Source organism: Alteromonas sp. ISO5, assembly GCF_058105165.1.
Genome location: NZ_CM176572.1, coordinates 2,961,667 through 2,974,516, shown reverse-complemented (window position 1 = coordinate 2,974,516; position 12,850 = coordinate 2,961,667). Strand labels below are relative to the sequence as shown.

Annotated in this window: 15 protein-coding genes; 8 read left to right on the top strand and 7 right to left on the bottom strand. The window is 48.6% G+C overall.

Features of this window, described 5'->3' with window-relative positions; translation table 11 throughout:
- Positions 1-15: 15 nt before the first annotated feature.
- From aceE to ampD, 4 genes are all read right to left on the bottom strand, one after another.
- A complete protein-coding gene (gene aceE / locus AC2T0J_RS13365; protein ID WP_489806302.1) occupies positions 16-2,688 on the bottom strand; it encodes a pyruvate dehydrogenase (acetyl-transferring), homodimeric type in 2,673 nt (890 codons plus the stop codon).
- 178 nt (positions 2,689-2,866) lie between these two features.
- Positions 2,867-3,619 (bottom strand): GntR family transcriptional regulator, encoded by a 753-nt coding sequence (locus tag AC2T0J_RS13360; RefSeq protein ID WP_123326023.1) that lies wholly within the window; start codon positions 3,617-3,619, stop codon positions 2,867-2,869.
- Positions 3,620-4,128: 509 nt separating this feature from the next.
- A complete protein-coding gene (gene ampE, locus AC2T0J_RS13355) occupies positions 4,129-4,989 on the bottom strand; it encodes a beta-lactamase regulator AmpE (RefSeq protein ID WP_489806301.1) in 861 nt (286 codons plus the stop codon).
- 7 nt (positions 4,990-4,996) lie between these two features.
- On the bottom strand, positions 4,997-5,551 hold the full coding sequence (gene ampD, locus AC2T0J_RS13350) for a 1,6-anhydro-N-acetylmuramyl-L-alanine amidase AmpD (RefSeq protein WP_489806300.1): 555 nt from the start codon (positions 5,549-5,551) through the stop codon (positions 4,997-4,999).
- Between the two features lie 75 nt (positions 5,552-5,626).
- Here ampD and AC2T0J_RS13345 point away from each other — a divergent pair, with 75 nt between their 5' ends.
- The 6 genes from AC2T0J_RS13345 (at position 5,627) to coaE (ending at position 10,515) form a co-directional block, all read left to right on the top strand.
- Positions 5,627-6,145, top strand: coding sequence for a retropepsin-like aspartic protease family protein (locus AC2T0J_RS13345; RefSeq protein ID WP_489806299.1), 519 nt, complete (start codon positions 5,627-5,629; stop codon positions 6,143-6,145).
- A 14-nt stretch (positions 6,146-6,159) separates the two neighbouring features.
- A complete protein-coding gene (gene nadC, locus AC2T0J_RS13340; protein WP_489806298.1) occupies positions 6,160-7,020 on the top strand; it encodes a carboxylating nicotinate-nucleotide diphosphorylase in 861 nt (286 codons plus the stop codon).
- 231 nt (positions 7,021-7,251) lie between these two features.
- Positions 7,252-7,677: a pilin gene (locus tag AC2T0J_RS13335; protein ID WP_489806297.1), complete on the top strand. Its 426-nt coding sequence runs from the start codon at positions 7,252-7,254 to the stop codon at positions 7,675-7,677.
- A 67-nt stretch (positions 7,678-7,744) separates the two neighbouring features.
- Positions 7,745-8,962 carry a type II secretion system F family protein gene (locus AC2T0J_RS13330; RefSeq protein WP_489806296.1) on the top strand — a complete coding sequence of 406 codons (1,218 nt, stop codon included), beginning with the start codon at positions 7,745-7,747 and terminating at the stop codon, positions 8,960-8,962.
- 55 nt (positions 8,963-9,017) lie between these two features.
- A complete protein-coding gene (locus AC2T0J_RS13325; protein WP_489806295.1) occupies positions 9,018-9,896 on the top strand; it encodes a prepilin peptidase in 879 nt (292 codons plus the stop codon).
- Between the two features lies 1 nt (position 9,897).
- Positions 9,898-10,515, top strand: a complete 618-nt coding sequence (coaE, locus tag AC2T0J_RS13320) for a dephospho-CoA kinase (protein WP_489806294.1) — start codon at positions 9,898-9,900, stop codon at positions 10,513-10,515.
- On the opposite strand, the gene AC2T0J_RS13315 is transcribed toward coaE, so the two are convergent.
- From AC2T0J_RS13315 to AC2T0J_RS13305, 3 genes are read right to left on the bottom strand one after another with little or no spacing between them, the layout of a single operon-like run.
- A complete protein-coding gene (locus AC2T0J_RS13315) occupies positions 10,512-10,778 on the bottom strand; it encodes a hypothetical protein (RefSeq protein WP_489806293.1) in 267 nt (88 codons plus the stop codon). The two genes, coaE and AC2T0J_RS13315, sit on opposite strands and share 4 nt — an antisense overlap.
- Position 10,779: 1 nt before the next feature.
- Complete coding sequence (locus AC2T0J_RS13310; RefSeq protein WP_489806292.1) at positions 10,780-11,286, bottom strand: hypothetical protein; 507 nt, start codon at positions 11,284-11,286, stop codon at positions 10,780-10,782.
- A 13-nt stretch (positions 11,287-11,299) separates the two neighbouring features.
- A complete protein-coding gene (locus AC2T0J_RS13305) occupies positions 11,300-11,605 on the bottom strand; it encodes a DUF883 domain-containing protein (protein ID WP_105936691.1) in 306 nt (101 codons plus the stop codon).
- 261 nt (positions 11,606-11,866) lie between these two features.
- On the opposite strand from AC2T0J_RS13305, the gene zapD reads away from it, so the two are divergent.
- The gene (zapD, locus tag AC2T0J_RS13300) at positions 11,867-12,622 is read left to right on the top strand and encodes a cell division protein ZapD (RefSeq protein ID WP_489806291.1); all 756 of its coding nucleotides are present in this window, start codon (positions 11,867-11,869) and stop codon (positions 12,620-12,622) included.
- Between the two features lie 2 nt (positions 12,623-12,624).
- Positions 12,625-12,849, top strand: coding sequence for a DNA gyrase inhibitor YacG (gene yacG, locus AC2T0J_RS13295; protein WP_489806290.1), 225 nt, complete (start codon positions 12,625-12,627; stop codon positions 12,847-12,849).
- Position 12,850 lies beyond the last annotated feature (1 nt).

Genomic DNA, 12,850 nt, shown 5'->3' with positions numbered 1-12,850 from the left:
GCAGTCTCCCTGAGCTTATGCGAACAGCGGGTTAATTTTGTCCGGGTCAATCCCCAGATCCTGCATGGCTTTATTGAGCGTTTTACCATCCAGCTCGCCTTGCTTGTACAGCTCATACAGGGCTGCAAAAGTGACGTAATCAGCATCTACTTCGAAGTGACGACGCAGATTAGCGCGACTGTCTGAACGACCGAAACCGTCAGTGCCCAGCACACGGTACGCGCCCGGTACATAGGCACGGACCTGCTCACCGTAGTTCTTAATGTAATCGGTAGCGGTAATAGTCGGGCCATCAAAGCCTTCGTTAAGCACTTCAGTGATGAACGGCACTTTGGCATCCGCATCCGGGTGATACATATTGAAGCGGTCACACTCCTGACCGTCACGGGCAAGTTCGTTGAAAGAAGGTACTGAGTACACTTCAACGGCTACACCGTAATCGTCATGCAGTTTGTTAGCCGCAGTGCGTACCTGCTCTAAAATGGTACCTGAACCAAGCAGTTTTACTTTCTTCTTCGCGTTGCTGCGACCAATGGTTTCCAGCTTGTAGATACCTTTGATGATGCCTTCTTCAACGCCCTTAGGCATAGCCGGCTGCTTGTAGTTCTCATTCATTACGGTGAGGTAATAGAATACGTCTTCCTGCTCTTCGAGCATTCTGCGCAGACCGTCCTGAACAATCACCGCAACTTCATAACCATAAGTCGGATCGTAGCTGACACAGTTAGGGATAAGCGCTGCCTGAGTATGGCTGTGGCCATCCTGGTGCTGCAACCCCTCACCGTTAAGCGTTGTTCGACCGGCCGTACCACCTACTAAGAAACCACGGGTCTGGCTGTCACCGGCGGCCCAGGCTAAATCGCCCACACGCTGGAAACCAAACATAGAGTAGTAAATATAGAACGGTACCATTGGCAGATCGTTAGTGCTGTAAGAGGTGCCGGCTGATAACCATGACGCCATGGCACCCAGCTCGTTAATCCCTTCCTGCAGTACCTGGCCTTTTTGATCTTCACGGTAGTACGCTACCTGATCCGAATCCTGTGGCTCGTATTTCTGGCCCTGGCTCGAGTAGATACCTACCTGACGGAACAGACCTTCCATACCAAAGGTACGGGCTTCATCCGGTATAATTGGTACAACGCGCTTACCAATCTGCTTGTCTTTAAGCAGCGCAGTCAGCACACGTACAAACGCCATGGTAGTTGAAATTTCACGATCACCAGAACCTTTGGTTACCGCTTCAAACGCTTTCAGCGCTGGCGCTGGTAACTCTTCGGTAGACTTAGCCAGACGACGCGGCATGTAGCCTTTCAGAGCTTCACGGCGTTCGCGCAGATACTTCATCTCAGTGCTGTCTTCGTCAAACTTGTAGTACGGCAGTTTTTCTAATGCTTCATCAGATACCGGAATATTGAAACGGTCGCGATAATGTTTAATCGCATCCATGTCCATTTTCTTCACCTGGTGAGCAATGTTTTTACCTTCACCGGCGGCGCCCATGCCGTAACCTTTAACGGTTTTGGCCAGGATTACCTGTGGACGGCCCTTGGTGTTTACCGCGCGATCGTAAGCGGCATAGACTTTAACCGGATCATGACCACCACGGTTTAAGCGCCAGATGTCTTCATCCGACATGTTCGACACCATTTCTTTCAGCTCAGGGTATTTACCAAAGAAGTGTTCGCGGGTGTAAGCACCGCCCTTCGCTTTGAAGTTCTGGTATTCACCGTCTACGGTTTCGTTCATTAACTGCAGCAGTTTACCGGTAGTGTCACGGGCCAACAGTGGATCCCAGTAACGACCCCAGATAACCTTGATCACTTCCCAGCCTGCACCACGGAAGGTACCTTCCAGTTCCTGAATAATTTTGCCATTACCACGTACCGGACCATCCAGGCGCTGCAGGTTACAGTTAACCACAAACGTCAGGTTGTCGAGACCTTCTCGAGACGCCAGGCCAATTGCCCCCAAGCTTTCCGGCTCATCAATTTCACCATCACCCAGGAAGCACCACACGCGCTGATCAGAACAGTCTTTTAAACCGCGGTTAGTCAGGTATTTCAGGAAACGGGCCTGATATATTGCCTGCATCGGACCTAACCCCATTGATACCGTTGGGAACTGCCAGAACTCTGGCATTAATTTAGGGTGCGGGTAAGAAGACAGACCCTTGCCGTCTACTTCCTGACGGAAACCGTCTAGCTGCTCTTCGGTTAAACGGCCTTCGATATAAGCGCGTGAATAGATACCAGGCGCTACGTGGCCCTGGTACATTATAAAGTCGCCGCCGTCTTTGTCGTTCGGCGCTTTGAAGAAGTGGTTAAAGCCCACATCGTAAAGCATGGCAGAAGAGGCAAAACTTGAGATATGACCACCTAATTCAAGGTCTTTTTTAGACGCCCGTAATACCATCATCAACGCGTTCCAGCGCAGTGCATTACGAATGCTACCTTCAATCGTCTGGTCGCCCGGCATGGTCGGTTCCTGCCCTGGCGGGATTGTATTGATATAAGCAGTGGTAGCGTCGTACGGCAAGTGCGCACCGTTGCGGCGGGCTTTCTCAATAAGAGACTCTAACAAAAAGTGCGCGCGTTCTACCCCTTCTTCCTCCAGAACCGATTCTAACGATTCCAGCCATTCCTGGGTTTCCTGCGGGTCAACATCTTGGTGCATCATATCACTCATGGTGCCATCCTATAGTTACTGATATAGAAATACATCCACACTCTATATGGCTGGTCGGCGCATATGGCGGATGAAATACCTAACAAATTGTCTGACATGGCAACGATACTACCGCACCATGTCGCTTTGTAATACTTACCTGACTGCCTCGTTATACTACCGAAGCCGACACGTGTTCTTAAATTTCCAACCGGCGCAACGCTCGTTGCACACGACTGTCTCGTTGATTAATTGCCAACAACGTTTTCTCGATGTAGGCAAGGTGCGCATTACAGGCCTGACGGGCCGCTTCCGGATCCCGGCTTGCAATGGCTTCAACAATCTCTTTGCGCTGCTGGGCAATGTTATCAACCGCTTCATCACTGGCATGCAACGCCAGCATTTCGAAGTTACGTTCGATATTGTCTACCAGCATGGTTTGCATGGTGCTCATGACATGGAGCAACACCATATTGTGTGAAGCGCGCGCCATAATGACGTAAAAACGCCCCAGGCATTCCGCCTGCTCCCGCTTGCACTCGGTGCGTTTGGGCGTAGGCATTTGGTCCAACGCTTCGCGCAAGGCTGCGTAATCTTCCGGCTGGCCCCGCAACGCTGCGTAATAGGCCGACATCCCTTCAAGGGCATGTCTGAATTCAAGTAAATCGAACTGGGTTTCCGGGCGGCCGCTGATAAGGGCCATTAACGGATCGGTCATCGCGGAGTTAAGTTGACGACTTACAAAAGTGCCGCCTCCCTGCTTACGTTCTACCAGCCCGCGCGCCTGTAAATTACCAATGGCCTCCCGTAAAGACGGCCGGGATACCTGAAATTGTTCAGCCAGTTCACGTTCCGGAGGTAAGCGCTGACCGGCCAATAACGAGCCATCGAGTATCATAGACTCGAGTTGCTCGGTGATAACGTCTGCAAGCTTTTTGCGGCCGGTTTGCATAATATAAAATTCAGGCTCCGAAACATTACTTTGTAAACGAAGAATCGCTCACACCAAAATTGGTATTACCATTTTACCTATCTAACTAGTGTAGAGCAGAATATCACGGAGGTAAATAGTAAACATAGACCAAGTTTTATAAAGTTTCTGTAACAAACCACTTAACTTTTGAAATTATTCATAAAATTTCACCGGCCAAACTGGTTTAACCAGCCCTGAAATGACTCAATTTCCGGTAATTTAATTACAGATTAGGCAATTTAAAAAATGGTAAGCTATTGTTTTGCAGTGCAGCATTTTATTACCAATCCCCTGAAAACTGCGATGAAACCCGCCTATTCCCCCCTGCTTCTGACCCGTAACGCTGAAAAATCACACGTATTGTTAAAAAAAACATCAATAATGGATATTTGTACCGGCTGATAGCAGTTAACGATCAGATTTATAAAGGAATAGATAACGTAAAAGGGCTGCCAGTGCAGCCCTTGTTGTAGCGAGATGAGTGTTTGCTAGTCGACCAGGCCAAGTAAGGTCAGCACGGCAATAATTGACAATAGCAGCATGACATTGCGCTTCGCCAGAGTCACCAGAGCCTTGGGTTCACAGGTAGGATCCGCCTGTTGAGATTCAGTAAAATCGACATCTTCGGCTTGTGCCGCCACTTCAGTTAATACTTTCTCGCTGGCAATGGACGGGTGAGTAAGGTAGCTCAGCCATATCGGCAGCGCGCGGGAAAAATGGCCAACCAACAACAATCCAAATGCGGTAATACGCACGGGGAGCCAGTCCAGAATATGCATCCAGGTGGCCATCCCTTTTTTACGTTCATCGTCACTTTCACACCACAGACGGTAACATTCTCTGCTGGTAACATATGCTATAGTGCCTGCAGCGCCAAATACCGTAAAAAAGATAATCACTGCTGCGTAATGCTGATAGTTTAACCACAGTAAATGCTGGCCAAAACTTTTACCTTGTTGGGCCGGCTCATCGGCAACTTCCAGAGAAGTACAGTGACCCAGCTCCCGGGTATATAAATGACAGGCTTCCAGGTCACCGCGGTCAGCCGCTTGTAAAAACGATCGATAGGTATTGCGCAGAGGCTCACTGCCCAGGCACAAAAACAATACAACGCTTTGTAAAACAAAGCTGATAAAGCCGCCAAATAACCACTGACAAATTAAAAAGGTGACCAGTACCGGGAGCGCAATTTGCAATATCAGTTGCATAGGCACGCTTTGTTTCGCTATCCAGTCCTGCTCCTGTGTCCATTGCAGGTATTGGCCTAAATGATTTTCAACATGCCACATCGGCTGTTTACGAATTGTCCTTTCCAGAGACAAGACCAATAGCAAACTGATTAACACCATGGTGGTTTCACCTTTTCATATATTGACTAAGCGCCTGGCGAAAGCCAGCCCAGTTAAATGCCACGCCCGGATCGGTTTTGCGTCCGGGTGCAATATCGTTATGCCCTACTATTCTGCCCAGTGTTATAGCCGGATACAACGAAATTATCTGTGCGCTCACCGCTTCCAGCGACTGATACTGCGCCTGGGTGTATGGCAATTCATCCGTACCTTCCAGTTCAATACCAATTGCAAAGTCATTACATTTTTCCTGCCCCTGAAAACTGGACACTCCGGCATGCCAGGCCCTTTTGTTAAACGGCACATATTGCTCCACCGTGCCATCGCGGCGTATCACACAGTGAGCCGATACCCGCAAATGGGCTATTTCGGCATAATAAGGATGCTCATTAGGATCAAGGGTGCCGGTAAACAGTTGCTCAATGCCTTTGGTGCCGAACTGCCCCGGCGGCAACGAGATATTGTGAACCACCAATACGCTCACTGCGCTCTCGTCCGGCCGCTCATCATAAAAAGGAGAGACCTTTATTACTGCATCTTTATATTGATAAGAAACACTCATAGTAGTGAATTTTTTAGGTAATTCATTAGAATAGTGTGACAGCGAAGTCGCCGATTGACAATCTAAAGGCAAGGTATGACCCAACAAAGCACTGACACCAGCAAAGCCGCAAAATGGATGCTTATTCTTGCCTGGGCCTGTTTATTTGGCTTGCTGATCCTGGTATTTGGCAATTTGCTCGAGCAACAGGCAAACCCTAACCAAAAGCCACTAAGTATAATGCGAGGCGACCAGATCGAGATTCGACTGGAGCAGAATCGTCAGGGGCATTATGTCGTCAGTGGCACCATCAATGGCAAGCCGGCGGTGTTTATGGTAGACACCGGCGCCACCAGTGTTTCCATTCCAGCCCACTTAGCCGATGAGTTTAACCTGCCCAGGGGGCGAAGCGGTATAGCTTCCACGGCAAACGGCCGGGTTAAGATTACGCTTACCGAAATTGCGTCCTTAACCCTGGGCGGCATTACGCTGCAAAATGTAGAGGCAAATATCAACCCTGGCATTCAAAGCGAACAGATTTTGCTGGGTATGAGCGCCCTAAAACAGTTAGAATTCACCCAACGAGGGGAAACCCTTATTCTTCGTACCCTATAAAAAGAAGTATTACTGTGAGTCAACAATCATTGCCATCCCAACTAAGTATTCAGCAACAAGTTACCCAGGCGCTGGCCGAAGACCTCGGCGGCACGCCTGAAGCCAGTGCCGATATCACGGCCAATTTAATCCCTGCCGACCATCAGGCTACCGCCACCATCATTACCCGCGAAGATTGCGTGGTGTGTGGTGTGGCCTGGGCACAACTGGCTTTTAGCCTGGTGGATAGCAGCATAGAACAAAGCTGGCAGGTAGCAGATGGCGATAGCATACCGGCAGATGCTGTATTGGTTTCATTGAAAGGACCTGCCAGAGCACTACTAACGGCTGAGCGCACCGCCCTTAACTTTTTGCAGTTGCTATCGGGTACTGCCACGGAAACGGCTTTTTATGCCAGTCTACTGGCCGGATCGGACACTCGTATTCTTGATACCCGCAAAACCATCCCCGGTTTACGGCTGGCACAAAAATACGCTGTCGCCTGTGGCGGCGGCAAGAACCATCGCATTGGCTTATTCGACGCCTTCCTTATAAAGGAAAACCATATTATGGCCTGTGGTGGTATTGCCCAGGCCATCAGTACAGCCAAAGCCCAGGCGCCCGGTAAACCGGTAGAAGTAGAAGTGGAAAGCCTGGACGAATTGCAACAAGCGATCGGCGCAGGTGCCGATATCGTGATGCTGGATAATTTTAGTAACGAACAGATCCAACGCGCAGTTAGCCTGACGCAAAAACTTTGTAAACTGGAGGTGTCGGGTAATATTACTTCTGAACGACTATCTTCACTGGCTCTGCTGGGTGTGGATTATATTTCTTCAGGAGCGCTTACCAAGCATGTCAAGGCGGTTGATTTGTCGTTACGCATCAATTTGTAATACCGGCTAACCGCCTGAATTCCCTGGCTTAGGTATCTTTACGTATGCCGAATTGTACAAATAGGTAGCAGTTTCAAACACTAGAGTATAATTCCTAATACTTGTCAGATGCTTAGATGGTTCTATACTGAGAATCAAGTACCGGGGACGTAAGTGACGACGCCTCAGGTATCAACCTTAACTTTATTTAATGCTGACATTATATTGTTTTGCGACCCGGAGAATGTAACCATGAAAAATATCAAGCTGAACAACAAAGGCTTTACCTTAATCGAACTGATGATCGTTGTTGCCATCATCGGTATTCTGGCAGCGGTAGCATTACCTGCTTACCAAAACTACACCAAGAAAGCGCGCTTCTCAGAAGTAGTACTGGCAACTCAGGGATACAAGACAGCTATTGAAGTATGTGCCCAAGCTGAAGGCGGTTTAACTAACTGTACTGCTGGTACTAATGGTATCCCAGCTGACACAGCCTCTGGTGCTAAACTGTCTGACTACGTTGACTTCATTACTTACACTCCTGCTAATGGTATTATTGTAACTCCTCAAGCAGCGGGCGGCTTAGCAGTTGCAGACACTTATACTCTCAAACCAAAATACACCAACGGTGTTGTTACTTGGGAAGAGACTTGCGCCAATGCAGACCTTTGCTAATCAATTAGCAAATTATCTAAGCCCAGTTTGAACTGGGCTTTTTGCTTTCTGACAGTGAGATTACGTAATGGCTAAAGAAAACGCGTTAACCACCTATACCTGGCAAGGCACAAACGCCAAGGGCCAAACCATTAAAGGTGAAACCAGCGCCAAGTCGATTCAGGAAACGAAAAACCTGTTAAGACGCCGGGGTATCTCAGCCACCAAAGTCAGAAAATTATCCAAACCTTTATTCGGCCGCGGCGGCGATAAAATCACGGCAGCCGATATTTGCATGATCTCCCGCCAAATAGCCACCATGCTGGCGGCAGGTGTGACACTTATTCAAACCATCGATATGCTGGCTAAGGGCCATACCAAGGCTTCGATGCGTAAGGTGCTGAACCAAATAGGTGATGACGTTAAAGCCGGTACGCCGCTTTCTAGCGCCCTTAGAAAACATCCAAAACACTTTGACGACCTGTATTGCGATCTCGTGGAAACTGGCGAGCACTCTGGTGCACTGGAAACTATCTACGATAGGATTGCCACTTATAAAGAGAAAGCCGAAGCGCTTAAATCCAAAATTAAAAAGGCAATGTTTTACCCCATCGCGGTATTAGTAGTGGCTTTTATCGTTACAGCCGTACTCCTAGTTTTTGTAGTGCCGCAGTTTGAAGAAATATTTTCAAGCTTTGGCGCTGAACTACCCGCCTTTACCCAACTGGTGCTGGCTATATCACGATTTGTTCAGGATTATGGTGTATTTATGTTGGCCGGGATGGGTGTGTTTGGCTTCCTGTTTAAACAATATTACGCAAAGTCCAAAGATCTGCGTGATAATCTGGACGCGAAACTGCTTAAAATGCCCGTTATTGGTGAAATCCTACGCAAAGCAGCCATCGCACGTTTTACCCGAACTCTTGCCACCACATTTGCAGCTGGTGTGCCATTAATCGGCGCTTTAGATTCCGCTGCGGGTGCGGCTGGCAACGCGGTATACCGCGATGCTATTTTGTTTATTCGTAAAGAAGTCGCCGGTGGTATTCAAATGAATGCCGCTATGCGCAGCACTAACGTTTTCCCCGACATGGTGACGCAAATGATCGCCATTGGCGAAGAATCCGGCGCAGTGGATGAAATGCTTAGCAAAATCGCCACCATCTACGAGGGCGAAGTCGATGACATGGTCGACGGTCTAACCAGCCTGCTGGAGCCTATGATCATGGCGGTGTTAGGCGTGGTGATCGGTGGCCTGATTGTTGCCATGTACCTGCCGATTTTCCAAATGGGTATGGTAGTTTAACGTTAGCTAAGCTGTTATTCTTAATTGCATTTTCTGATCATAGGTTACGCCCTGCATGCAATCCGTCATTGAGCTTAGTTTACACTCACCCTGGTTCTTTTATGCCCTGGCAGCCGTTATCAGCCTGATGGTGGGCAGCTTTTTAAACGTGGTTGTCTACCGTTTGCCAATTATGATGGAACGTGACTGGCAGCGGGAATACCAGAGCTATTTCAATCCCGACCAGTCGGCTACCGAAACCGAACGCTTCGATTTAATCAAACCCGACAGCACCTGCCCTAAATGCGGCCATCGGATCCGCGCCTGGGAGAATATTCCCGTACTCAGCTTTTTGTTTTTAGGTGGCAAATGCAGCCAGTGTAAAACCGGCATCTCATTTCGCTATCCTGCTGTTGAATTACTTACCGGCATGCTCTCGCTATGGGCAGCACTGCATTACGGTCCATCCTCCCAGGCTTTAATCGCCATCGTATTAACCTGGTTACTGGTTGCCATGACCTTTATCGACCTGGATAAAATGATCCTGCCAGATCAGCTCACATTGCCATTACTTTGGATTGGGCTGTTAGCCAGTATTAATCACATTTTTGTATCGCCCACCGAAGCTATCCTCGGCGCGGCCATCGGCTATCTGAGTCTATGGAGTATTTACTGGGCATTTAAGCTACTTACCGGAAAGGAAGGCATGGGCTATGGCGATTTTAAATTACTCGCAGCACTGGGCGCCTTTACCGGCTGGCAGGGCTTGCTGATTATTATCTTACTGTCATCTTTTGTTGGCGCGCTATTTGGTATCGTCATTATGATCCGACAAAAACAAGGTAAGGAATTAGCGATTCCTTTCGGGCCTTATCTGGCCATCGCCGGCTGGTTTACCCTGTTATATCAGGAACCCATTAAAACCGCCTACCTGAGCTGGGCGCTGGGCTACTAGAATGAGTGATACCCCCTTTCTGGTTGGCGTGACCGGCGGTATCGGCTCGGGTAAGACGCTGGTAACAGATACCTTTGCAAGTTTAGGGATAGAGGTGGTCGATGCAGATGTGGTTGCCCGAGACGTCGTTGCTCCTGGCTCAGCCGGCCTTGCTGCCATTGCTGCCCACTTCGGAGACACTATTTTAACCGCTCAAGGTGAGCTAAACCGGGCAGCATTACGTGAGTTAGTGTTTACCAACGAAAAGCAAAAACAGTGGCTTAATGAATGTTTACATCCGCGTATTCGTGAGGCCATGACGGAGGCCATCAGTAACATTGGTTCTGAATATGGCGTGCTGGCCGTGCCGCTGCTGATTGAAAACCACATGCAAAAAATGGTCGACCGCATTGCAGTTGTGGATTGTCCTGAGTCGATTCAATTAAAGCGCGCTTTAACCCGGGATGGGAGCAGTGAAACGGTCATTAAAGGCATCATCGCATCTCAGGTCAGCAGAGACGTTCGGCTTGCTGAAGCCGATGACGTAATAGACAATAGCGGGGACAAGAAACATACGGTTGCTCAGGTCGAGCAGTTACACAAGCGGTACCTTGCACTCGCCAGGGCTCAGACGAGTTAAAACATAGTTTGCTGCATCCACATTCTGGCAAAACGCCAGACAGCTTTACGTCGTCGGTGGGCCTTGTGCGGATCGTCATCGTGCCAGCCTTTAAATGCACCGGCCGAAAAGCTGCCCAACAACCCAAGTGGCGTAGCCAGTAGCTGCTTCGACGCGGCGATGGCATCTTCCTGACAATATTTACCCAGTAACTTAATCTCTTTATATTCGTGGACTCGTTGCTCACGTTCGGCGATTGCACGTCGTAAAAACAAATTGGCCATATTAACTCTCCTGCTTACCTTGCTGTGCTTTAGCGCTACTCTCTTCAGGCTCACCTTTTACAGCTGCTACCAATGGATTGATAGAAATGTGTTTAAACGCGTCCGTTGCCACACGCCAGGCCGTAAACATCAACAGTCCGTTAATCAACAGTAAGATACCGGCTATTAAAGCCGCGTGTAATCCGACTTTCGCCAGTAACACCGCCGAAGCAGCATTAACAATTAACCAGCAAACACAACCAAAGGCGAACGTTGCCAGGGTGGCCAGAACGGTAACCAGCACAGACTGCCTCAGCAGTTTTGCCTCGGCTCCTACCAGCTCCCATTGAGCACTGAATTGAAGCTTCTTTGCCGCTATGAGATCGGAAAACGCGGCCACCACTTCGTCGAGCGTGATGTCTGGCTGCGGAACCTGCTCAGCTGGTGATTCCTGATGCGGCGACGCCCCGTCGGGCATGTTACTGTCCGGACGGGGCGCTGCTGGGTCGTTAACAGATGATTGAGTCATCCATCACCTCTGATTATTTGCTTTTTTTCAGCAAAGACGCTACCAGCATGCCGGCTGCGAAAGTAATACCCGCTGCCGCTACGGGGTTTTCCACGGCGTAATTACGCACTGAAGAACCCAACCATTTTTGCTTCATTAAGCGACGACGAGCAGCCAGATTATCAGCCGACTCTGATGCTGACTCACGCAAGCTTTGCTCAGCAGTTGCCGCTTTTTCTGCAATCGTATCCAGTGAATCATGCAGTGTGGATTGCAGTTTATCTGTCATAGGGTGACCTGACGTATCTGCACCATTTGCGGTAGATTTTGATGTAGCCATTATTTTCTCCTTAAATTTAATTGCACTTCAAGCAGACTGCTGCAACTGCTGTTCCAGGTTAAAAAAACAAGCTAAGCTAATGATTTTTAGCTATTATTAAAATCACACCCGCTAAATTTACGTGTTTGTAAGTAAATTCTGCGCAGCGGTCATGTAATTCCTTCCTGTTTGTAAGACCAGAGCACCGTCGTGGCTGGCGAATGCATTGGTAAATTGTAGGCTGGGCTGGTACGCTAGTGCGAATAATTGACGAGGAACCGAATGTCAAACACAACAGTCTACGAATTCCCGCTGAAAGAAAAAGTTCGTAACTATCTGCGTATAGAACAGTTAATGGGACAACTGAAACTGGGTGCCGCGGGCCTTGATAATGGCTTGTCGCTGTATTTCTTTGAGCAGCTGTTTACCTTACTGGACTTGTTTGAACGTATCGACATTCGTACCGATATCATTAAAGACCTTGATGCCCACGAAAAAAACCTGGTGCATTGGTCACAACTGCCCAATATCGATAACGAAGCCCTGCAACAAACCCTGAAAACCATTATCAACGTGCGCGATCAGCTCAAGATCAGTAAAAAGATCAATGCTCTACTGCGTGATGACAAATTTCTGGCCAGCATTCGTCAGCGCTTTGCTATACCGGGCGGAACCTGCAGCTTCGACCTGCCCAATTTACATTACTGGTGTCACCGTCCCATCGCTAAGCGTCAGGAAGACATTAAACAGTGGATCATGTCCTTTGCCCTTACCGAAGAAGCTATCAGCATCGCCCTGTCGTTTTTGCGAGAGCGAACCGCTTTTAGTGCAACCGAGGCAGCCAATGGCTTTTATCAGGGCGTCGCAGATGATCGCAACGAGCTGATTCGGATCCGTTGTCAAACCAACGAAGAATATTATCCTGTACTAAGCGGAAATAAGTATCGTTATGCTATCCGCTTTATGTACTATAACCCTCCTGAAGGCCGCTCCGGCGCGGTCGAAAAACCGGTTCAATTTGATTTAGCAGCGTGTTAATTGTGAAAGTAAAATGCCCAACCTGTCAGCGAGACGTGGAATGGTCACACAACAGTGAATACCGCCCGTTTTGCAGCAAAAAATGCCAGTTAATTGATTTAGGAGAGTGGGCTGGTGAAGAAAAAGTCATCTCCAGTCCGGCTCAGGAGTCAGATATCAATAACCTGGACCCCGAAGACATTGAAGCCATGCTGAGTGAACAACACAGCGACTTTTTTAAGCATTAGA

What these genes read in the sequence shown, in the direction of transcription:
- ampD (WP_489806300.1), bottom strand. Translation starts at nt 5,551, where the DNA reads ATGAGTGTTTCTTATCAATATAAAGATGCAGTAATAAAGGTCTCTCCT.
- AC2T0J_RS13310 (WP_489806292.1), bottom strand. Translation starts at nt 11,286, where the DNA reads ATGACTCAATCATCTGTTAACGACCCAGCAGCGCCCCGTCCGGACAGT.
- coaE (WP_489806294.1), top strand. Translation starts at nt 9,898, where the DNA reads ATGAGTGATACCCCCTTTCTGGTTGGCGTGACCGGCGGTATCGGCTCG.
- AC2T0J_RS13315 (WP_489806293.1), bottom strand. Translation starts at nt 10,778, where the DNA reads ATGGCCAATTTGTTTTTACGACGTGCAATCGCCGAACGTGAGCAACGA.
- AC2T0J_RS13305 (WP_105936691.1), bottom strand. Translation starts at nt 11,605, where the DNA reads ATGGCTACATCAAAATCTACCGCAAATGGTGCAGATACGTCAGGTCAC.
- ampE (WP_489806301.1), bottom strand. Translation starts at nt 4,989, where the DNA reads ATGGTGTTAATCAGTTTGCTATTGGTCTTGTCTCTGGAAAGGACAATT.
- AC2T0J_RS13330 (WP_489806296.1), top strand. Translation starts at nt 7,745, where the DNA reads ATGGCTAAAGAAAACGCGTTAACCACCTATACCTGGCAAGGCACAAAC.
- aceE (WP_489806302.1), bottom strand. Translation starts at nt 2,688, where the DNA reads ATGAGTGATATGATGCACCAAGATGTTGACCCGCAGGAAACCCAGGAA.
- AC2T0J_RS13345 (WP_489806299.1), top strand. Translation starts at nt 5,627, where the DNA reads ATGACCCAACAAAGCACTGACACCAGCAAAGCCGCAAAATGGATGCTT.
- AC2T0J_RS13360 (WP_123326023.1), bottom strand. Translation starts at nt 3,619, where the DNA reads ATGCAAACCGGCCGCAAAAAGCTTGCAGACGTTATCACCGAGCAACTC.
- zapD (WP_489806291.1), top strand. Translation starts at nt 11,867, where the DNA reads ATGTCAAACACAACAGTCTACGAATTCCCGCTGAAAGAAAAAGTTCGT.
- AC2T0J_RS13335 (WP_489806297.1), top strand. Translation starts at nt 7,252, where the DNA reads ATGAAAAATATCAAGCTGAACAACAAAGGCTTTACCTTAATCGAACTG.
- AC2T0J_RS13325 (WP_489806295.1), top strand. Translation starts at nt 9,018, where the DNA reads ATGCAATCCGTCATTGAGCTTAGTTTACACTCACCCTGGTTCTTTTAT.